We start from the raw sequence: 20,202 nt of genomic DNA, 5'->3' as shown, positions 1-20,202 counted from the left end.
ACCCAAGGGCGAGTGGCGGGGCATGGGTTGAATGGTAACGCGCGAGATCGGATCGATGGCTTTCGGCATGCCGGGAGGCGAATCTTCGGGATCGGTTCGTGGCCGTCCCATCGATCTTGAACACCTTGCCCGGCAAACCATCGGCGACCGCGATGTCGAGCGCGAGGTGCTCGATATGTTTGTCCATCAGGCGCTTTCGGTTCGCGACGCGATCGCTTCGGCTGATCTCCCCGAACGGCTCATGCTGTGTCACGCCTTGAAGGGTTCGGCGCGCGGTGTCGGCGCATTTCCCATCGCCGATTGCGTCGCCGCGATCGAAACCGATCCGGATAATGCCCGGCTGATCACGCGGCTTGCCCGCCTGATCGATGAGGCGCGCGACTTCATCGCTTCGATCAGCCGCTGACGCGTTCTGCGCTTTTTAGGGGGCGTGCAATGGCCGCAGTAACATTTATGAGCTGCGCATTGTAAATCCGACAGTCGGCGGCGCTATCGCACGACAGTTGACTCGCACGGTGGAGTGATTATCTGCCGGGAGACCTATTTCGGGAACGAGCATGACCAAGCTGACCTACATCGCCCATGATGGCACGCGTTTCGAAGTCGAGGCCGAAAACGGCTCGACCGTGATGGAAAATGCGATCCGCAACGCCGTGCCGGGCATCGAGGCGGAATGTGGCGGCGCCTGCGCCTGCGCGACCTGCCATGTCTATGTCGACGAGGCATGGACGGCAGTCGTCGGCGAGCCCGAGGCAATGGAAGAAGACATGCTCGATTTTGCCTACGAGGTCAGGCCGACATCGCGCCTGTCCTGCCAGATCAAGGTTCGCGACGAACTCGACGGTTTGGTCGTCTCCATTCCAGAACGCCAGGGCTAAGACGCCGCGACCTGTGCCTTGCTTGGCATGACGCCTGTTGTCATGCACATTCCTTACATGCGTGCGTCAGCGGCGAGGTGGCCTTGAGCGACATCACCACAACCGACGTCCTGATCATCGGAGCCGGGCCGATCGGCCTGTTTGCGGTCTTCGAGCTCGGCCTGTTCGACATGCGCTGCCACCTGATCGACATTCTCGACAGGCCGGGCGGGCAATGCGCCGAGCTTTATCCGGAAAAGCCGATCTACGACATTCCGGGCTACCCGGTCATCGGTGCCCAGGAACTGGTCGACAAGCTGCTGGAGCAGATCGCGCCGTTCAAGCCCGGCTTCACCTTCAACCGGATGGTGACAGGGCTGGAGCGGCTCGAAAATGGCAGCTTCCGCGTCACGACCGACGAGAACGAGGTCTTCGAGGCCAAGGTCGTGGTGATTGCCGCCGGCGGCGGCTCGTTTCAGCCGAAGCGCCCACCAATCCCTGGCATCGAGGCTTACGAGCAGGCCAGCGTCCGCTATGCCGTTCGGCGCATCGAGGATTTTCGCGGGCATGACGTGGTGGTTGTCGGCGGCGGGGATTCCGCGCTCGACTGGACGCTCAATCTGCAGCCGGTCGCAAGGCGCGTCACGCTGGTCCATCGCCGGCCGGAATTCCGCGCCGCGCCAGACAATGTCAACAAAATGCACGCGCTGCGCGATGCGAGCGCCATCGATCTTGTGATTGGCCAGGTTTCAGGCCTGGCAGGCGAGGGTGGCGCGTTGCACTCCCTCACGGTCAAGGGACCGGATGGCGATACCGAAGTTGCCTGCACGCGGCTGTTGCCGTTCTTCGGCCTGACCATGAAGCTCGGGCCGGTGGCAGAATGGGGTCTCAATCTTCACGAGAACCAGATCCCGGTCGACACCGAAAAATTCGAAACGTCGGAGCCGGGAATCTTCGCCATCGGCGACATCAACTGGTACCCGGGCAAGCTCAAGCTGATCCTGTCGGGCTTTCATGAAGCCGCGCTGATGACGCAGGCCGCCAAGCACATTATCAGCCCCACCGAACGCGTCGTGTTTCAATACACGACGTCGTCGACGAGCCTGCACAAGAAACTCGGCGTTCCGGACTGATTTTCCAGAGGTCCGGCGCTCAGTTCTTGAGCTTGCCGGCGTCGATGCGCTCCAGCCGGTAGCGCAACAGCCTGACGATCCGGCTTTCGAAGTTGATGCCTTCGATGCGGTCGAACTCTTCCTGTGCCCGGTCATGGGCATTGAGAATGCGGTTGCTCGTGGCCTTCGCCTTGGACGCCGCGATGTCGCAGCTCTTCTGCTTGCCGATCGCCTTCAGCGCCTGTTCGAGTTCGCGGGCGTGGTTCTTGGCAATGACGACATGGCTTTCCTCGTGGCGCTTGATGTCGGAGGAGAGCGTGTTCCAGATCAGCTTGACGTCCTGCGCCGCCTTGCCGTTCTGGCGCCAGCGCGGCAGGATCACCTTGGCCTTGACGGTGACCTGGGCCGAGACGATGGCGCAGCCGCCCTTGACCTCGGCGTAGCCGATGCGGCTGGTGAACTCCATCTGCGTGGCGCCCGGGTGCCTGCCGCCGGTGCTCTTGACCTCGGGGCCGCGCGTCATCAGCTGCTGCTCGATTTCGTCGAGCGTTTTGCCGGTGATGGTGAAATAGCTGTAGGATTTGGACACGGTTGCCGCCTGAACGGGTAGGCAAATGCCTCCAGCGAGTAGGGCGGCCAGGAAGAGTTGCTTCATTAGTTGCCTCTTGGCCTACCTTGCGTTAGGGGCGTTGGCGGCGCAACGGAAATCGGATCGTGCCGCATCAGTGACCGTGCAGCAAGTTGAAGCTGCAAGCGTTGATATTTCGTGACGTGGTCTGTGCTCTGGAGTTCTTTTGTGGCGACGGCATGACCGGCAAACGATGGCAACTGGCGCATGGGCGCCATCTCGACCTCGGCGACAGGGCCCTTGTGATGGGTATCCTCAACGTCACGCCCGACAGTTTTTCCGACGGCGGAGCGTTCGATGCGCCTGAGCGCGCGCTCGAACAAGCGCGCCGCATGATCGCCGAAGGCGCCGCGATCGTCGACGTTGGCGGTGAATCCACCCGCCCGGGCGCAGCACCTGTTTCTTCAACCGAAGAGCAGGATCGCGTGCTTCCGATCATCGACGCACTCGCCCGATCCGGCGACGCGTTGATATCCGTCGACACCTATCGCGAAGAGACCGCGCGCCTTGCCGTTGCCGCCGGCGCGCACATCGTCAACGATGTCTGGGGCGCCCAGCGTGAATCAGGTATCGCCAAGGTCGCCGCCGAGACCGGGGCAGGGCTGGTGCTCATGCATACCGGCCGTGAGCGCGAAAAGCTGCCCGACGTCATCGACGACCAGTTCCTGTTCCTGCGCCGCTCGCTGGAGATCGCCCGCGAGGCCGGTGTCAAGGATGGGCAGATCGTGCTCGATCCAGGCTTCGGCTTTGCCAAGGATGCGGACGAAAACCTCGACTTGATGGCGCGTTTTTCGGAGCTGGCACAACTCGGCTATCCGCTGCTCGCAGGCACATCGCGCAAGCGCTTCGTCGGCCATGTCACCGGGCGCGAAGCTGCCGACCGCGATGCCGGAACGGCGGCGACGAGCGTCATACTCCGCCTGCAGGGCGCGGATATATTTCGCGTCCATGATGTCGCAATCAACGTGGACGCGCTGGCATTCGCAGATGCTATGCTGGCGCGACAGACCAACCTGCCGGGACGCTGACCCAGATGTACCTTATCCGTATGAAAAACTGCGCCTTCTTCGCCCGGCACGGCCTGTTCGACGAAGAAGAGACGCTGGGCCAGCGCTTCTACGTCGATGCCGAACTGACGGTCGACCCATCGCTCCCGCTTGAGGACGATTCGATGGAGAGCACGGTCGACTACGGCGTCGCCTTCCAGGTCATCGAATCGATCATTACAGGCCAGCGACGCTTCCTGATTGAAGCGCTGGCGCAGGAATGCGGCCGCGCGCTGGCTGCGCGTTTTCCGCAGATCAAGCGCGCCGAAATCACGGTTCGCAAGCCGAATGCGCCGGTGCCCGGTGTCCTGGATTATGTAGAGGTGACCGTTGTCTGGCCAGGTTGAGGAGCGCGGCTTCCTCAGCCTCGGCGGCAATCTGGGCGACCCGGCGAAGTCGATGGCCGCGGCACTGCATATGCTCGACGCATCCGGCAGAACGCGCGTCGTCGAAGTCTCGTCGCTGCACCGCACGCCGCCATGGGGCAAGGTCGATCAGCCCGATTTCCTGAACGTCACCGCCGAGGTCGCCACCACGCTTGCTCCGCTCGAACTGCTGGAGCTTTGCCTGGAGCTCGAGCGCCGGCTCAAGCGCGTGCGCATCGAGCGTTGGGGCCCGCGCCTCATCGACATCGACGTCCTGTTGCTGGGCAACAGCAATGTCAGTGACGTCGGGCTTGAGATACCGCATCCGCGCATGCTCGATCGGGCGTTCGTCATGGTGCCGCTGGCCGAGATCGCGCCAGACCTGGTGCTGGCGGGCAAGTCGGCGGCCGAATGGGCCGCCGAACTGGACAGCGCCGGCATCGAAAGGCTCGATTCCGGCCGCAACTGGTGGCGCGACCTCGGCGAATAGGCCAGGAGGCTAGATGCCCAGAGCCGTTGCAATTTTTGGCGCGGCTTGGGCCCAGTCGTCCTCGATGACGATGTCGTCCGGCAGCGGCGGCAGAAAAGCACGCATCTCGCGGTAGGACATCAGATTGAACAGGTGCGCGTCGGCGACAGCGTCGCGCACCGAGACCAGATTGTGCGCAATGTCATCGACGAAGGCGACCGGGCGGCTGGCTTCGCCCCGCAACAGCCGCAGAGCTGGGCCCTTGGCTCGTTCAGTGGTGAGCAACGGGTAGGGAAAGCCCAGAGCATCGAGATGCTGGCGCCTGATGTCGCGGTGGCGGTGCGGCATTGCCGTCAGCAGGACCACTTCGGCTCCCGCCGCGAGCCCTGCCACGGCATCGGCCGCGCCAGGCGCTGCCGACTGCCACTCGCGCTGGGCGTGGAAAAATCCTTCGAGCAGCGCGGAAACGGCTGCCTGTTCCAGTGGTTTCTGGGTTTTCTGGTCGACGACGTTGCCGGTCAGCTTGAACGACCTAGCCAGGAAGGCCAGTCCCTGCGCGTCGAGGAAGCGCATGAACGGTACCATGAATTCGAGCAGCACCTCGTCGACGTCGAGCACCAGCAATGGCCTGCTGTCGCGGGCGAGTTCAGCGATCTGACGTGCTGTTTCGGGATCTTCGCTCATGCGGAACGCTCGTGATCGTCATTGCCCAGGGGCAGGGTGCGCAGGGCGCTGCCGACTTCGCCGGGCGCGATGCCTGTCTCCTGCGAGAATCGCAGCAGCGTCGGCTCATGGGCGAGAATGAAATTCAGGACGCCGGCCAGGAAACCGGGCTCCTGTGCGGCGCGGCGGATCTGATGTGCCTCGATGCCTGATATGGCCAGGAAACGCGGCAGGAGTTCGGGGTCGGAGGCAACGAATGCGAGCGCCTGGACAGCCAGTGCTTCAGCACTTTCCTGCGATTGCTGGTTCTTCTGCATCTGACGTTCGCCTCGATCGACCTGTGTCGGGAGTAGCCGCAAGCAGCCATTGGGGCAACCGCTAAAGCAGGTGCGCAACGATCCGTGATTTGGCGGGGACGTTTTACGTTTCGTAATGTTCTTGAGTTAAGGTGGGATTCGGGGTTGGTGTGCGCATCCGGCGCGCAACAGGATTGCCGCGGACCTGTGGCGGGCAATCGGGACGGAATTTCTATGGCCAAGAAGGTGATGATCGTCGAGGACAATGAGCTCAACATGAAGCTCTTTCGCGACCTCATCGAGGCGAGCGGCTACGAGACCGTGCGTACGCGCAATGGCCTTGAGGCGCTCGATCTTGCCCGCAAGCATCGCCCGGACCTCATCCTGATGGATATCCAGCTGCCCGAGGTTTCAGGTCTCGAGGTCACCAAATGGCTGAAGGAGGACGATGACCTCCACACCATCCCGGTCATTGCCGTCACCGCATTCGCCATGAAGGGCGACGAGGAGCGGATCAGGCAGGGTGGTTGCGAAGCCTACATCTCCAAGCCGATCTCGGTGCCGCGCTTCATCGAGACGATCAAATCCTATCTGGGCGATGCCTGATGCGCTCGCCGGCTCGCTCGAGGGACTAGCATGACCGCGCGCATCCTCGTCGTTGACGACATACCGGCAAATGTGAAGCTGCTCGAAGTCAGGCTAATCGCTGAATATTTCGAGGTGCTGACCGCCTTCAACGGACCCGACGCCATTACTGCGTGCGAGGACGGCAAGGTCGATGTCGTGCTGCTCGACGTGATGATGCCCGGCATGGACGGTTTCGAGGTCTGCCGCCGCCTGAAGGCTGATCCTGCCACCGCCCACATTCCCGTCGTCATGGTCACAGCACTCGACCATGTCACCGATCGCGTGCGCGGGCTCGACGTGGGCGCGGACGACTTCCTGACCAAGCCGGTCAACGACCTCCAGCTGATCACCCGCGTCAAAAGCCTCGTTCGTCTCAAGGTGCTGACTGACGAGCTCAGGCTGCGCGCCTCGACCACCCACAGCATCGGCGTGGACGAGTTGCTGGCCCGGTCCGATCTGCTCAGGGGGGAACTGCCGAAGGTCCTGCTCATCGACGAGCAGACGTCTTCTGCCGCCCATATCTGCGCGCTTTTGGACGGAGCTGCCGACGTGCAGGTCGCCGCCGATCCGCAGTCGGGGCTCTTCAACGCCGCAGAAGGCGCCTATGAGTGCATCATCGTGTCCTCAGGTTTTTCGGCGTTCGATCCGCTCAGGCTGTGCTCGCAGCTCAGGTCGCTCGACCGCACGCGCTCGCTGCCGATCGTGCTGCTGGTCAACAAGGAAGAGGACGACCTTACCGTTCGCGGGCTCGAACTCGGCATCAATGACTATCTGGTGCGGCCGCTCGACCGGCAGGAACTGATCGCCCGGCTGCGCACCCAGGTGCGCCGCAAGCGCTACAATGACGAGCTCAGGCAGAGCGTCAGCCAGACCATCGAGATGGCGGTGACGGACGGGCTGACGGGCCTGCACAACCGCCGTTACCTCGACAGCCACCTGCCGCGGCTCGTCGAGCGCGCGGCGGCCCGCCGTCGGCCGCTGTCGCTGATGATCACCGACCTCGACCGTTTCAAGCGCATCAACGATACGTTCGGACACGACGGCGGCGACGAGGTCCTGCGCGAATTCGCACGGCGCGTGAAGAAGAGCGTGCGTGGCATTGATCTCGCTTGCCGATTCGGCGGCGAGGAATTCGTCATCGTGATGCCGGACACCGAAGGCCAGCTTGCCGAGATCGTTGCTGAACGCATCCGCTCAGAAATCGCCAGGACGCCTTTCAAGCTCGGTGGATCCGAGCAAGGCGTGTCGGTGACGGTCAGCGTCGGCGTTTCAGCGCTGGTCATGGAAGGCGACACGGTCGCCGGGCTGATGAAGCGCGCGGATCTTGCTCTTTACGACGCGAAAACACGTGGTCGTAATCGTGTGGTTGCACGGGCGGCCTGAACCGGACACTGGCTTCAAGCTCCAGCGCGTTAAGCTCAATCGTTTACCTTAACCCGAGCGATTCGCGAGCCGTGGTTAAGAAAGTGTTGATTTTCAAGCGATCTTGCGCGACTGTGAAGTTGAGAAGAAGGACGGGCGTCGGCACGAGGAGCACAGGCCGAACTGCCCTGTTTATACCCCATGATGCTCAGGTCCGCCGCATCTCCTGGGTCCGTGGGGTCGGCCGGCCGGCACTGGCACATAGTGGCCTCCTCGTACCGCTGCCAGACGCCGACCGGCCCCCTTTCTCGAAATCACCTCATCACGGCTGGGCGCAGGGCAGGCGGCTTTTCCGCATGACCTTTGGCATGTCGGGCGCATCCGGAACCTGCAGCAAACATCCCGCTGAAACAAAAACGCCGCCCAATGGGCGGCGTTTTGAAAATTCCTGACGGCAACCAGATTACTTGATCTTGGTTTCCTTGAATTCGACGTGCTTCTTCGCAACCGGGTCGTACTTGCGGAACGACAGCTTTTCCGTCTTCGTGCGGCTGTTCTTGCTCGTCACGTAGAAGAAACCGGTGTCGGCGGTCGACAGAAGCTTGATCTTGATGTTTGCAGCCTTGGCCATGATTCTCGTCCGTTAATTGTCTGGAGTTGCACCCGCCTCAGGACGGGAAAACAACCCGGACGCGGAAAACCTGCGGGACACATAAAGAACGCACCCGGAAAGTCAAGCCTTGGCGCGTTATCGGCGCGATTTCGCGGCAATTCGGCCCAGTCCAATGGCGATGTAGCCGCCAAAGAACACCGCCAGCGCCCAGCCGAATCCGTTGGGGCCGAAGATATCCATGAAGATGCCGATCACCTGCGGTCCGAGGATCATGCCGACCCCGTAGCAGAAGATGAAGGCGGCGTTGGCGGAGGCAAGGTCGCGGCCCGAGAGCTGTGCGCCCAGATGCGCGAGGCCGACGGTATAGAGTGCCGCCACAACGCCACCCCAGACAAACAGCATGCCTGCCATCAGGTGCCAGTTGACCGTCAGCAGCGGCATCGCCAGCGTCCCGCCCAGCCCGACAAGGGCGCAGATGAGCAACAGGATGCGGCGATCGCCGATGCGGTCGCTCAGCATGCCGATGGGGATCTGGAGTAGGAAGTTGCCGAGGCCGATCATGGTGAGCAGCAATGCTGCCTCGCCCTCGGTGTAGCCGATGCGCTGGCCATAGATCGGAAACAGGGCAAAGCCGCCGGTCTCGACCGCGCCGAAGACAAGCACGGCAGCGGTGGCGGTCGGCACGATCCAGATGTAACGGAAGAAGCCACCCTTGCCGCCTTCGGAGACGATCTTGGGGCTCTCGCTGCGCGCCAGAAGCACCGGAATCGCGGCGACCATGACGAAGGCGAAGGTCAGCCCGAACGGCAGGAAGCCGGTGCTGCCGATCTGCGAGAACAGCCATGGGCCTGCGGCGAAGCCAAGCGACAGCACCGTGGCGTAGATGCCGAGCACGAGGCCGCGCCTATGCGGTGGGGCGCAGGTGCTGATCCAGAACTCCGATAGGATGAACAGCACTGTCAGCGCGAAATGCAGCACGGCCCGCAACGGAAACCACATCCAGAAGGACTGGGCGAAATAGAAGCCGACAAAAGCCACCGCCCCGACGAATATCATCGCGAGCATTGTCCAGACGACGCCAAAACGCATGGCGATCGGCGTTGCGAGGGGAGCCGCGGCAATGGAGGCAATGCCGGCGACGGCCGTGTTCAGGCCGATCATCGAGGACGAGTAGCCACGCGATTCGAGAATCACGCTCAGCAGCGGTATGCCTAGGCCGATGGCGATGCCGACGACGCTGATAGAGGCAATGGCGGCTGAAATCGAACGCCAGTGCACCTGCTCGACGTTTTCAGCCTCCTGGACGGTGTCGGTCATGCAAAGCCTAAAGGATGTCGCGGCGGAAGCGTTGGTTGAACATGCGGTAGAATGGCACTTCGCCACCCGGCTCAAGCCCGGGGTCTACCGACAGCCGCTGTCTGAGGTCGCCAAGCACCGACTGCGTGATCGCAGGGATGTCGGCCTTCACAGCGTCGGCCAAGGGCAGCCAAACCAGCTCCTCGAGTTCGTTTGTCGGTCCGCCTTCAGGCAATTCGACCGCGACGTCGCTGCGCCAGGCCGAGAGGAAGCGCGTGTCGAAGCGCCTGACACGGCCGGGAGGGGTCACCGCGCGGGCGATGAAGCGCAGGCAGCCGAGAGCAGGCGCGACGCCATGTTCTGCAAAACCTTGCCAGTCGGCCTTGGTGGTCGAGAACGGGCTGCGACGGCCGATCAGCAGGCCTGCCTCCTCGTAGGTTTCGCGAATCGCCGAAAGCGCGATTGCCCGGGCGCGTGTGATGCTGACGCGGCCAGTTCCGGCGCGCAGCTTGTCTTGTTCGTCGGGATGAAGCTCGTCGGCCACCTTGATGCGGCTGTCGGCCGGGTCGGTGCGGCCGCCGGGAAAGACGAACTTTCCGGGCATGAAGGCATGCTTCATGTGGCGCCGGCCCATCAGCACCAGCACATCGTCGCCCTTGCGGTCGAGCAGGATCAGCGTAGCCGCGTCGCGCGGACGCAACGGGGCCCCGCTCTTTACCATTTCCCTGGCTTCGAGCCTGTCGAGTTCTGCTTTGCTAATGCCATCCATCGCGGCTGTCCTAACGGAATGTCGGGGTGGACGGAAGCACTTGCTTGCCCTTGGGCATTGCGCCAGCGCCGGTTCAGGCCTCTGGATGCGTTTCGACGTCGTCTTCCTCACCGCCGAAGCCGTGCATGTAGAGCGCCCATTGCATGCCGACCACCGCACCCTTCATCGGGCGCAGCAAGGCGAGTGCGGAGACGATCGTCAGTGGCACCCAGATCAGGAGATGCTGCCACAGGGCGAGCGTGCTGGTGGCCTCGACGCCCATGAACGCGCCGACGACGATGTGACCGACGATGACCACCACGAGATAGGCGGGCAGGTCGTCGGTACGGTGGTGGAAGATCTCTTCGTGGCAGACCTCGCAGCTGTCGACCGTCTTGACGAAAGACGCGAAAAGCTTGCCCTGGCCGCAGTTCGGGCATTTGCAGAACAGGCCCCGCTTGATCGCTTGCCAGACCGGCCGGGGTTCACGCGCAACCTTGTGGTGGTCGCCGCCGAATACCTGTTCTTCCATCGTCATCTCCTGCCGCGCGGTCCTCGCCGTGGCTGGGAGGCGCGGGCACGCGTTCTTTGCCCCTTTGTCTTGTGGAAGGACCGCTTGGAACCGGGCAGGGGCTTCGGTTCGGTCAGCATCTCGAATCGCATGGCGCCGGCCAGCGGCGCAATCTCGACGAGCTTGACCTCGACGCGGTCGGCGAGCTGGTAACCCTTGCCGGAGCGTTCTCCAAACAAGGCGCGGGCGGCTTCGTCGAAGTGATAATAATCGTCACCCAAGGATGACACGGGGATGAAACCATCCGCACCATATTGCGGCAATTGGACAAATAGTCCCGCCTTGACCACACCGGAGATGCGCGCGTCGAAGGTCTCGTCGACGCGTTCGGCCAGGAAGCCGGCAACCAGCCGGTCGACGGTCTCGCGCTCGGCTGCCATGGCGCGGCGTTCGGTCTGCGAAATCAGGCCCGCGATTTCTTCCAGCCGCGCTTCCTCCGCGGGTGTCAGCCCACCAGCGCCCAAGCCCAGCGAGCCGATCAGCGCGCGATGCACGATGAGATCGGCATAGCGGCGGATCGGCGAGGTGAAATGCGCGTAGCGGCGCAGATTGAGGCCGAAGTGACCGATATTGTCAGGGTTGTACTCGGCCTGGCTCTGCGAGCGCAGCACCACTTCGTTGACCAGTTGCTCGTTGTCTTCGCCGCGCACGCGCTCGAGGATGCCGTTGAACTGGCTTGGCCGCATATCGGCGCCACGCGCCAGCGACAGGCCGATGGTCAGCAGAAACTCGCGCAGCGATTCCTGCTTGGCGAGCGAAGGCGCGTCATGGATACGGTAGACGAGCTTCTGTTTCTTGTTTTCCAGCGTTTCGGCAGCGGCGACGTTGGCCTGGATCATGAATTCCTCGATCAGCTTGTGGGCGTCGAGGCGATCGGGAACGATGACGCGGTCCACCGTACCGTCCGGCTTCAGCAGGATCTTGCGTTCCGGCAGGTCGAGTTCCAGCGGCTGGCGGCTGTCGCGTCCGCGCTTGAGCACGTCATAAGCGGCCCAGAGCGGCTTGAGGATGGTTTCCAGGATCGGTCCGGTCTTGTCGTCCGGCACGCCGTCTATCGCTGCCTGGGCCTGCGGGTAGGCGAGGCGGGCTGACGAGCGCATCATGATGCGGTGGAAGGCGTGCCTGACCTTGCGGCCCTCCGCCGAAAACGTCATGCGCACGGCCAGAGCCGGCCGGTCGACGCCTTCGCGCAGCGAGCACAGGTCGTTGGAGATGCGCTCGGGCAGCATCGGCACGACGCGGTCGGGGAAATAGACCGAATTGCCGCGCTTCAGCGCCTCGTTGTCCAGCGCGGTGCCCGGACGGACATAGGCCGCGACGTCGGCGATGGCGACGGTGACGATGTAGCCGCCAGGGTTTTTCTCGTCGGTATCCGCAACGGCGTAAACCGCGTCGTCGTGGTCCTTCGCGTCGGCCGGATCGATGGTGACCAGCGGCAGCTCGCGCCAGTCCTCACGCTTGCCGTCGAGCGTTGCCGGCTTGACCGCCTCAGCTTCGGCGATCACCTCGGCGGGGAAGATGTGGGGAATGTCGTGCGCATGGATGGCGATCATCGAGACCGCCTTCTCATTGGTCAGCGAGCCCAGGACCGAGACCACCTTGGCACGTGGCAGGCCGTAGCGGCTGGCGCGTTCCGGCACCACTTCGACGAGGTCGCCGTCCTTGGCGCCGTTCTGATGGTCTTTTTCAATCACCAACTCGGGCTGGCGGCGTTCGACCGGCTCGATGCGGAAGGTACCGTCCTTGAGAATACGGAAGATACCGAGCGCGGTGTCGCTGCGTTTCTCGAATATCTTCATCACGCGCGCGGTGTAGGCCGGCTCGTTGTCGTCGATGTGATCCTCGATGGGGAAGGTCTTGGCCAGCACGCGGTCGCCGACGCCAGGTGTCGGCCCGTTGCCGCCGCGCGACAGCTTGATGGCAACGATCTGGCCGTCGGATTGTTCGGAGGCGCGGGCGAGCAGCGTGCCTTCGGCGTCGCGGCCGAAAATGTCGAGCACGGCGACATGCGGCAGCGCGCCGGCCCGCGTCAGGCGCTTGCGGCTCTTCTCGAGCAGGCCCTCATCCTGCAACTCGCGCAGCAGGTGCTTGAGCCAGATGCGGTCATCGTTCTTGAGCGCAAAGGCCTTGGCGATGTCGCGCTTGCCACTGCGGTCGGGATTCTCCGCGATGTAGCGCAGAATCTCGTCCCGCGACGGGCGGTAGACGTCCTTGCCTCGGACCTCGTCGCTTGCGGCGCGTCTGGTGCCGGCATTTCGTCCGGAAATCTTTCGCGCCACGGTCGCTCAGTCCTTCTTCTTGGCCTTGCTGGCGGCCGTTTTCTTGGTTGCGCTGGCCGCCGGCTTCTTGGCGGCACTTCTGGCTGGCTTCTTGGCGCCGCCGCCTTTCGCCTCTTTTTCGGCGATCAGCGCAAGTGCTGCTTCCATCGTGATCGCGGCCGGATCCGTACCCTTCGGCAAGGTAGCATTGACCTTGCCGAAATTGACATAGGCGCCGTACTTGCCATCGCGCACGGTGACGTTGCCGCCGCCTGCCGGGTGCTCGCCGAGATCCTTCAAGGCTGCCGGTGTTCCGCCGCCTCGTCCGCCTTTGCCTTTGGCCTGCTTTTCAGCAAGCACTGTTACCGCGCGGTTCAGGCCGATCGAGAACACGTCCTCGATGCTTTCGAGATTGGCATAGGCGCCGTCGTGCAGCACGAACGGGCCGTAGCGGCCAAGCCCGGCCGAGATCATCTTGCCGGATTCGGGGTGCTGGCCTACATCACGTGGTAGCGCCAGCAGCGCGAGCGCCTTTTCGTGGTCGATGGATGCTGCCGCCCAGCCCTTGGGCAGGCTGGACCGCTTGGCTTCCTTGCCGTCGCCGCGCTGGATGTAGGGGCCAAAGCGGCCGCTGCGAAGCGTAATCTCTTCATTGGTGTAGGGATCGCTGCCTAGCACCTTGGTGCCGTCTTCGAGTCCGCCATTGTCACCATTTGCGCCGGGACCGTCGAGCTGACGGGTGAAGCCGCATTCGGGGTAGTTCGAGCAGCCGACGAAGGCGCCGTACTTGCCGAGCTTCAGCGACAGGTTGCCGTTGCCGCATTTCGGGCAGATGCGCGGGTTCGATCCGTCCTCGCGTTCCGGGAAGACCAGGGGCGCGAGTTCCTCGTTCAGTGCATCAAGCACGTTGGTGACGCGTAGTTCCTTGATCTCGTCGACCGCGTGGGAGAAGTCCTTCCAGAAATCCTGCAGCACGTCGCGCCAGGCGAGCTTGCCGTCGGAGACTTCGTCGAGCTTTTCCTCGAGCGAGGCGGTGAAGTCGTATTCGACATAGTGCCGGAAGAAGCTCTCCATGAAAGCCGTAACCAGCCGGCCCTTTGCCTGAGGGATCAGCTTGCGGTTCTCGATCTTCACATAGTCGCGGTCCTCAAGCGTCTTGAGCGTCGCGACATAGGTCGAAGGCCGGCCGATGCCGAGCTCTTCCATCTTCTTGATGAAGCTTGCTTCGGAATAGCGGGGCGGCGGCTCTGTGGTGTGGTGGGTGGCGTTGATCGTTTCGCGCTTGAGCGTTTCGTCGGTGCGGATTTCGGGCAGGCGACGGTTTTCCTCGTCGTCCGAATCCTCTTCCTTCTGCTCGGTGTAGGCAGCAATGAAGCCGTCAAAGCGGGTGACGGAGCCAACTGCGCGCAGGCCAGCGGTCTTGCCCCCGTTGCGGGCTTCGATCTCGACAGTTGTGCGTTCGATCTCGGCCGGCTGCATCTGGCTGGCGATCGCACGCTTCCAGATCATCTCATAGAGCCGTGCCTGGTCGGCATCGAGAAACTTGCGCATCTCGGTCGGCGTACGATTGAAGTCGGTCGGCCGGATGGCTTCGTGCGCTTCCTGAGCATTCTTGGCCTTGGTGGTGTACTGGCGCGGCTTTTCGGGCAGGTACTTGGCGCCGAATTCCTTGACGATCGCGTCGCGCGCGGCCTCGATGGCCTCGGGCGCCATCTGCACGCCGTCGGTACGCATATAGGTGATGAGACCTGCCATTTCGCCGCCGATCTCCATGCCCTCGTAAAGGCGCTGGGCGACTTGCATGGTACGGCTAGCCGAGAAGCTAAGGCGCGACGACGCGGCCTGCTGCAGGGTCGAAGTGGTGAAGGGCGCGCTCGGGTTGCGCCGGGTCGGCTTGGCCTCGACGGACAACGTCTTGAAGCTCGCGCCGTCGAGCATCGCCTTGATGTCGTCGGCCATCGCCTGCGAGGAAATGTCGAGTTTTTGCAGCTTCTTGCCGTCAAAAGCGGTCAGGCGAGCCTCGAAGCTTTCGGCGCGCGGCGTACCGAGCGTCGCTGCGATCTGCCAGTATTCCTCACGCACGAAGCGTTCGATCTCGGCCTCGCGGTCGCAGACGAAGCGCAACGCCACCGACTGGACGCGGCCGGCCGAGCGGGCGCCGGGCAGCTTGCGCCACAACACCGGGGACAGGGTGAAACCGACGAGATAGTCGAGCGCGCGGCGCGCCAGATAGGCATCGACCAGCGGCGGATCGATCTCGCGCGGATTGGCGATGGCTTCGAGCACGGCCTGCTTGGTGATCGAGTTGAAGGCGACGCGCTTGATCGTCTTGTCCTTCAGCACGCGCTTCTGCTTCAGCACCTCGAGCACGTGCCAGGCGATGGCTTCCCCTTCGCGGTCCGGATCGGTTGCGAGGATCAGGCCGTCGGCTTCCTTGACCGCCTTGGCAATGTCGTTCAGCCGCTTAGCCGACGCTGCGTCGACCGCCCAGGACATGGCAAAGTCATCATCCGGCTTGACCGAACCGTCTTTGGCCGGCAAATCGCGGACATGGCCGAACGAGGCGAGAACCTTGTAGTTCCGGCCCAGGTACTTGTTGATGCTTTTCACCTTGTTGGGTGACTCGACGACAACGACGTCCATATGTGGGTGATTTTCCAGTGAAGCGCCAAAACAACGGCTGACGGCGCGTGGCGAAGATTTTCAATTCGCTCGTCACATGGCCGCGCTTTTCGGTCCGGTCAAGGGGAAGGGGTCAAAAACGACGGTGAAGAACGGGATTGCAACCCAGGGTATATTAATATGCGCTATTGCAATCATTAGTAGATTTGCTACGTTTCCACCATTGCCGGTTGAGCCTGACTTCTGTGCCGAAATCGGCACCAGATTGCGCGATTCGACATGGGGCGGCAGAGGAAAGCCACTGATATGCACAAGCCGGTGCCTGCGCAAAGGCGGGCCGAAACTATGGACTATATCCAGGCCATGCTGGGGCAACTCCGCATCATGGCGGAGACGGAACGCTGTGGCATGCTCGCCTATCTGATCGAGATGGCCTATGTCGAGGCTGGCGACGTCATCCGTGGCGAGCGGCCTTCAAACATCGGGCTCAACAAGCGAAACACGTCCGCCTGAATGGCGTTCGAGCCGGCCCGCAAGGTCGAGCTCCAGCAGGATCATGAAAATCTGCGCCGGGTGAAGTCGGGTGTGACGTATCAGTTCGTCGACCTCGACGGGAACCGGCCCCAACGCCTCGATTACCCGGGCTCGGTCGCTGTCGGCCGGCGGTAGCGTGGCGCTGAAATCCGGCGACTCCTCGAGGCTGGGCGGGACATATGGCTGGCCACCGACCAGCGGCGCAAGCGCCTCCAGTACGTCGGCTGCTTCGGTCACCAGCGTCGCGCCGTCCTTGAGCAGGCCGTTGGTGCCGGCGGCGCGGGGGTCGAGCGGAGAGCCGGGCACGGCAAAGACCAGTCGCCCCATCTCGCCGGCGAGCCGCGCGCTGATCAGCGAGCCCGAACGTTGCGCCGCTTCAACCACGACAAGCCCGAGGGCCATGCCGGCGACGATGCGGTTGCGGCGCGGAAAGTCCTGGGCGCGGGGCTCCCAGCCGAACGGCATTTCCGAAACGATCGCCCCGCGTTCGGCGATCTCGTCGCAAAGACTGACATTTTCAGGCGGGTAGGGGCGATCGATGCCGCCGGCCAGAACGCCGACAGTGCCGGTATCGAGGCTGCCTTGATGCGCTGCAGTGTCGATGCCACGGGCCAGCCCGGAAATCACGGAATAGCCGTTGCGACCGAGTTCAGATGCCAGAGTTCGTGCCATCTTGATCCCGGCGAGGGAGGCATTGCGCGCGCCGACGATGGCCACCGGCGGCAGGCTGAAGACTGCGCTGGTGCCTTTGACCGCGAGCAGCGGCGGCGGATTGTCCATGCGCTTGAGCGTCTGGGGGTAGTCGGGTTCGCCAAGCGCGACGAAGCGCGCGCCGCATCTGTACGCCAACTCCAGTTCCGCCTCGGCCTCCACCACCGAGGGGACGCGGACCAGGCGGTTGGCGCCGCCAGCCACCATGATCTCGGGCAGCATCTCGATTGCGGTTTCGGCCGAGCCGAAGCGGTTGATCAGGTCGCGAAAACTTGCCGGGCCGACATTCGGCGTACGGATCAGGCGCAGCCAATGAAGCCGCTGCCGGTCGCTGAGATGCGGCCCGGCGGCGGCTTGGCTCATCCCTCGGACCCGATCCGCGATTCGGTGCCGGCAAGCAGGCGCGAAATGTTGGCGCGATGCCGGATGAAGACGATCACACTCATCAGCGCAAGCAAGGCAGCTGCCTTGGGCATGTCGATCATATAAAGTGCGATCGGCACCAGCACCGCAGCGATCAGTGCCGCCAGCGAGGAATAGCGACTGACAAAGGCGACAAGCAGCCAGGTCACGGCGAAGACCAGTGCGCCGAGCCCGGACAGGCCGAACAGCACGCCAAGATAGGTGGCGACGCCCTTGCCGCCCTTGAAGCCGAGCCAGATCGGATAGAGGTGGCCGATGAAGGCGCCGAAGCCGGCGGCAATCGCGGCATCGTGGCTCCAGCGTGCTGCGATGATCACAGCTACGGTGCCCTTCAGCGCGTCGAGCAACAGTGTTGCGGCCGCCAGCTTCTTATTGCCGGTGCGCAGCACGTTGGTCGCGCCGATGTTGCCGGAGCCGATCTTGCGCACGTCGCCGAGGCCGGCCGCGCGCGTCAGAAGCAGGCCGAATGGGATCGAACCCAGGATATAGCCGAATACGGCGGCCGCGATGAGCACGTGTATAGCCGTCGGAAAAATGTCATCCGGCATCAAGGTAATTTTTCTCCCCCGTGGCCCGTCAGGCCGAGAACACTGTGCGTCCGCCGACCAAGGTTTTCAAGACCTTGCCTTGCAGTCGGGCCCCTTCGAAGCAGGTGTTCTTGGAGCGTGAGCGGATATCGGCCTCGCGCACCAGCCACGGCTCGCCAAGGTCGACAAGCGCCAGATCAGCCAAGGCGCCGGGCTTCAGCGTGCCGCCGGGCAGGCCGAACAGCTTCGCCGGAGCGGTCGAAAGCGCTTCAATGATGCGCAGCAGCGGCACTTCGTCGTTGTGGTGCAGGCGCAATGCCACGGCCAGCAATGTTTCCAGGCCGATCGCGCCGACTGCGGCATCGGCAAAGGGCAGGCGCTTGGTGTCGACGTCCTGCGGATCGTGCGAGGAGACGATCACATCGATGGTGCCGTCCTTCAGCGCCCCGATCATGGCAATGCGGTCTTCTTCGGCGCGCAATGGCGGCGCCAGCCGGAAGAAGGTGCGGTACTCGCCGACGTCGTTTTCGTTGAGCGACAGGCTGTTGATCGAGACGCCAGCAGTCACCTTGGCGCCGTCGGCCTTGGCGCGGGCTACAGCACCTGCGGCCATCGCGGTCGAGATTTTGGCGGCGTGGTAGTTGCCGCGCGTCAGCCGGGCGAGCGCCAGGTCGCGTTCGAGCGGGATGGATTCGGCTTCGCGTGGAATGCCCGAGAGCCCGAGCCAGCTGGCGTAGAGGCCCTCATTCATCACGCCCGATGAGGCGAGGTCGGCATCCTGCGTCTCATGCGCGATCACGGCGTCGAAATCGCGCGCATAGGTCAGCGCCCGGCGCATCACCATCGAACTGGCGATGGTGTGGCGCCCGTCGGTAAAGGCCACGGCACCGGCTTCGCGCAGCAGGCCGAACTCGGTCATCTCGTGGCCGTCGAGACCCTTGGTGATCGCCGCTGCCGGGAAGACGTTGACCGATGCCGTGTCCTTGGCGGTGCGTAGCACGAACTCGACAAGCGCGACATTGTCGATCACCGGGTCGGTGTCGGGCATCATGACGACCGATGTGACGCCGCCGGCTGCAGCGGCGATGCTTGCCGAAGCAATTGTCTCGCGGTGCTCGCCGCCCGGCTCGCCGATGAAGACGCGGCCGTCGATCAGGCCGGGAATGATGGCCTTTCCGACACAGTCGATGACTGCGGCGCCACCTGGTATGCCCTGGTTGAGCGCGTCGGCACCTGCCGCAACGATCTTCTTGCCGTCGACGATGACAGTGCCGGTCTCATCGATGCCGCGCGAGGGGTCGACGATGCGGGCGCGCTGGAAAACCGTGATGCTCATGCGTTGTGTCCATCGCGATTGCGGCGCGGGTCGAGCAGCGCTTCCATCACCGCCATGCGCACGGCGACGCCCATTTCCACCTGTTCCTGGATGACGCTCTGCGGACCGTCGGCAATCTCCGAGGCGATCTCGACGCCGCGGTTCATCGGGCCTGGATGCATCACCAGCGCATCGGGCTTGGCGGCCTTCAACTTTTCGGCGTCAAGGCCGTAGTAGCGGAAGTACTCGCGCACCGAAGGCACGAAGGCACCGGCCATGCGCTCGCGCTGCAGGCGCAGCATCATGACGACGTCGGCATCCTTCAGGCCTTCAGCCATCGACTGCGTCACCTCGACACCCATCTGGGCGATGCCGGAAGGCAGCAGCGTCGAGGGCGCGACGACCTTGACGCGGGCGCCGAGCGCATTGAGCAACAAGATGTTGGAGCGGGCGACGCGCGAATGCAGGATGTCGCCGCAGATCGCCACCGTAAGATGGGCAATGCGGCCCTTGGCGCGGCGGATGGTCAGCGCGTCGAGCAGCGCCTGCGTCGGATGCTCATGCGCACCGTCGCCGGCATTGACCACCGAACAGCCGACCTTTTGGGCAAGCAAGGCTGCCGCGCCCGCCGACTGATGGCGGATAATAAGAATGTCGGGCCGCATCGCGTTCAGCGTCATCGCCGTGTCGATCAGCGTCTCGCCCTTCTTCACCGAAGAGCTTGCCACCGACATGTTCATGACATCGGCGCCGAGGCGTTTGCCGGCGAGTTCGAAAGACGACTGCGTGCGTGTCGAGGCTTCGTAGAACAGATTGATCTGGGTTCTGCCGCGCAGCGTCGAGGTCTTTTTCTCCGATTGACGCGAAATCGAGACGGCCGCGTCGGCGCGGTCGAGCAACAATTCGATATCGAAAGGAGAAAGGTCGCGGATGCCAAGAAGATGGCGGTGCGGGTAGGGCGGCAGGGACGATAGGTCTGTCATCTCAAGGCGCTGCTATAGGCTGTGCTTAAGTGACCCGCAAGCCAGGATTTCGATGTCGAAAGTTCTCCCACGGGATTTTCGTCGCATCCAAGCTGGGCCATAAGCTATCGATAAGCATTTCGGCTATAAAGGCCGGCCATGGCTGCGGATTCGTGCCCGTTGCCCACACCGATGAA

The 20,202-nt window shown here is 63.3% G+C and carries 22 protein-coding genes; 9 read left to right on the top strand and 13 right to left on the bottom strand.

Annotated features, from left to right (window positions below; translation table 11 throughout):
• The first annotated feature begins 31 nt into the window (after nt 1–31).
• From J1C56_RS04780 to J1C56_RS04770, 3 genes are all read left to right on the top strand, one after another.
• Nucleotides 32–406: an Hpt domain-containing protein gene (locus tag J1C56_RS04780; RefSeq protein ID WP_214386436.1), complete on the top strand. Its 375-nt coding sequence runs from the start codon at nt 32–34 to the stop codon at nt 404–406.
• Nucleotides 407–557: 151 nt separating this feature from the next.
• Nucleotides 558–878, top strand: a complete 321-nt coding sequence (locus tag J1C56_RS04775) for a 2Fe-2S iron-sulfur cluster-binding protein (protein ID WP_214386434.1) — start codon at nt 558–560, stop codon at nt 876–878.
• 83 nt (nt 879–961) lie between these two features.
• Nucleotides 962–1,990 carry an NAD(P)/FAD-dependent oxidoreductase gene (locus tag J1C56_RS04770; protein WP_214386432.1) on the top strand — a complete coding sequence of 343 codons (1,029 nt, stop codon included), beginning with the start codon at nt 962–964 and terminating at the stop codon, nt 1,988–1,990.
• A 19-nt stretch (nt 1,991–2,009) separates the two neighbouring features.
• Here J1C56_RS04770 and J1C56_RS04765 read toward each other — a convergent pair whose 3' ends face one another.
• Nucleotides 2,010–2,624, bottom strand: coding sequence for a DUF922 domain-containing Zn-dependent protease (locus J1C56_RS04765; protein ID WP_214386430.1), 615 nt, complete (start codon nt 2,622–2,624; stop codon nt 2,010–2,012).
• Nucleotides 2,625–2,776: 152 nt separating this feature from the next.
• Between J1C56_RS04765 and folP the strand changes: the two genes are divergently transcribed.
• Genes folP through folK form a run of 3 tightly spaced genes read left to right on the top strand, consistent with a single transcriptional unit; the run spans nt 2,777 to nt 4,498 of the window.
• The gene (folP, locus tag J1C56_RS04760) at nt 2,777–3,625 is read left to right on the top strand and encodes a dihydropteroate synthase (RefSeq protein ID WP_214386428.1); all 849 of its coding nucleotides are present in this window, start codon (nt 2,777–2,779) and stop codon (nt 3,623–3,625) included.
• Nucleotides 3,626–3,630: 5 nt separating this feature from the next.
• Nucleotides 3,631–3,990, top strand: a complete 360-nt coding sequence (gene folB, locus J1C56_RS04755; protein WP_214386426.1) for a dihydroneopterin aldolase — start codon at nt 3,631–3,633, stop codon at nt 3,988–3,990.
• Nucleotides 3,974–4,498: a 2-amino-4-hydroxy-6-hydroxymethyldihydropteridine diphosphokinase gene (gene folK, locus J1C56_RS04750; RefSeq protein ID WP_420797358.1), complete on the top strand. Its 525-nt coding sequence runs from the start codon at nt 3,974–3,976 to the stop codon at nt 4,496–4,498. Before folB ends, folK begins: the two co-directional genes overlap by 17 nt.
• A gap of 9 nt (nt 4,499–4,507) precedes the next feature.
• On the opposite strand, the gene J1C56_RS04745 is transcribed toward folK, so the two are convergent.
• A complete protein-coding gene (locus tag J1C56_RS04745) occupies nt 4,508–5,161 on the bottom strand; it encodes a hypothetical protein (protein ID WP_214386424.1) in 654 nt (217 codons plus the stop codon).
• The gene (locus J1C56_RS04740; protein WP_214386422.1) at nt 5,158–5,457 is read right to left on the bottom strand and encodes a DUF3572 domain-containing protein; all 300 of its coding nucleotides are present in this window, start codon (nt 5,455–5,457) and stop codon (nt 5,158–5,160) included. The genes J1C56_RS04745 and J1C56_RS04740 overlap by 4 nt, the downstream gene beginning before the upstream one ends.
• A 213-nt stretch (nt 5,458–5,670) precedes the next feature.
• Here J1C56_RS04740 and J1C56_RS04735 point away from each other — a divergent pair, with 213 nt between their 5' ends.
• Both J1C56_RS04735 and J1C56_RS04730 read left to right on the top strand, forming a co-directional pair.
• Nucleotides 5,671–6,042 (top strand): response regulator, encoded by a 372-nt coding sequence (locus J1C56_RS04735; RefSeq protein ID WP_108607955.1) that lies wholly within the window; start codon nt 5,671–5,673, stop codon nt 6,040–6,042.
• 30 nt (nt 6,043–6,072) lie between these two features.
• Complete coding sequence (locus tag J1C56_RS04730; RefSeq protein ID WP_214386420.1) at nt 6,073–7,446, top strand: PleD family two-component system response regulator; 1,374 nt, start codon at nt 6,073–6,075, stop codon at nt 7,444–7,446.
• Between the two features lie 442 nt (nt 7,447–7,888).
• Here J1C56_RS04730 and rpmG read toward each other — a convergent pair whose 3' ends face one another.
• The 6 genes from rpmG to topA form a co-directional block, all read right to left on the bottom strand.
• Nucleotides 7,889–8,056: a 50S ribosomal protein L33 gene (gene rpmG / locus J1C56_RS04725; RefSeq protein ID WP_019173400.1), complete on the bottom strand. Its 168-nt coding sequence runs from the start codon at nt 8,054–8,056 to the stop codon at nt 7,889–7,891.
• Nucleotides 8,057–8,173: 117 nt separating this feature from the next.
• The gene (locus J1C56_RS04720) at nt 8,174–9,316 is read right to left on the bottom strand and encodes an MFS transporter (RefSeq protein ID WP_214386703.1); all 1,143 of its coding nucleotides are present in this window, start codon (nt 9,314–9,316) and stop codon (nt 8,174–8,176) included.
• A 46-nt stretch (nt 9,317–9,362) separates the two neighbouring features.
• Nucleotides 9,363–10,103 (bottom strand): NUDIX hydrolase, encoded by a 741-nt coding sequence (locus J1C56_RS04715; protein WP_214386418.1) that lies wholly within the window; start codon nt 10,101–10,103, stop codon nt 9,363–9,365.
• Nucleotides 10,104–10,176: 73 nt separating this feature from the next.
• The gene (locus J1C56_RS04710; protein WP_214386416.1) at nt 10,177–10,614 is read right to left on the bottom strand and encodes a DUF983 domain-containing protein; all 438 of its coding nucleotides are present in this window, start codon (nt 10,612–10,614) and stop codon (nt 10,177–10,179) included.
• Between the two features lie 2 nt (nt 10,615–10,616).
• On the bottom strand, nt 10,617–12,932 hold the full coding sequence (gene rnr / locus J1C56_RS04705; RefSeq protein ID WP_214386414.1) for a ribonuclease R: 2,316 nt from the start codon (nt 12,930–12,932) through the stop codon (nt 10,617–10,619).
• 6 nt (nt 12,933–12,938) lie between these two features.
• Entirely contained in the window at nt 12,939–15,554 is a 2,616-nt protein-coding gene (gene topA / locus J1C56_RS04700) for a type I DNA topoisomerase (RefSeq protein WP_214386412.1), read from the bottom strand.
• Nucleotides 15,555–15,878: 324 nt separating this feature from the next.
• Here topA and J1C56_RS04695 point away from each other — a divergent pair, with 324 nt between their 5' ends.
• Nucleotides 15,879–16,046 (top strand): hypothetical protein, encoded by a 168-nt coding sequence (locus J1C56_RS04695; protein WP_338001397.1) that lies wholly within the window; start codon nt 15,879–15,881, stop codon nt 16,044–16,046.
• Here J1C56_RS04695 and dprA read toward each other — a convergent pair.
• The 4 genes from dprA to J1C56_RS04675 are packed head-to-tail and all read right to left on the bottom strand — an operon-like array spanning nt 16,008 to nt 20,026.
• On the bottom strand, nt 16,008–17,141 hold the full coding sequence (dprA, locus tag J1C56_RS04690) for a DNA-processing protein DprA (protein WP_214386408.1): 1,134 nt from the start codon (nt 17,139–17,141) through the stop codon (nt 16,008–16,010). The genes J1C56_RS04695 and dprA overlap by 39 nt on opposite strands.
• Nucleotides 17,138–17,749: a glycerol-3-phosphate 1-O-acyltransferase PlsY gene (plsY, locus tag J1C56_RS04685; protein ID WP_214386406.1), complete on the bottom strand. Its 612-nt coding sequence runs from the start codon at nt 17,747–17,749 to the stop codon at nt 17,138–17,140. Before plsY ends, dprA begins: the two co-directional genes overlap by 4 nt.
• A gap of 28 nt (nt 17,750–17,777) precedes the next feature.
• Entirely contained in the window at nt 17,778–19,064 is a 1,287-nt protein-coding gene (locus J1C56_RS04680; RefSeq protein WP_214386404.1) for a dihydroorotase, read from the bottom strand.
• A complete protein-coding gene (locus J1C56_RS04675) occupies nt 19,061–20,026 on the bottom strand; it encodes an aspartate carbamoyltransferase catalytic subunit (RefSeq protein ID WP_184767584.1) in 966 nt (321 codons plus the stop codon). The genes J1C56_RS04680 and J1C56_RS04675 overlap by 4 nt, the downstream gene beginning before the upstream one ends.
• Nucleotides 20,027–20,202: the final 176 nt, after the last annotated feature.

Source organism: Aminobacter anthyllidis (assembly GCF_018555685.1).
GTDB classification, from domain to species: domain Bacteria; phylum Pseudomonadota; class Alphaproteobacteria; order Rhizobiales; family Rhizobiaceae; genus Aminobacter; species Aminobacter anthyllidis.
The sequence above is the reverse complement of the archived record's forward strand: the minus strand, read 5'-3'. Positions and strand labels throughout refer to the sequence as shown.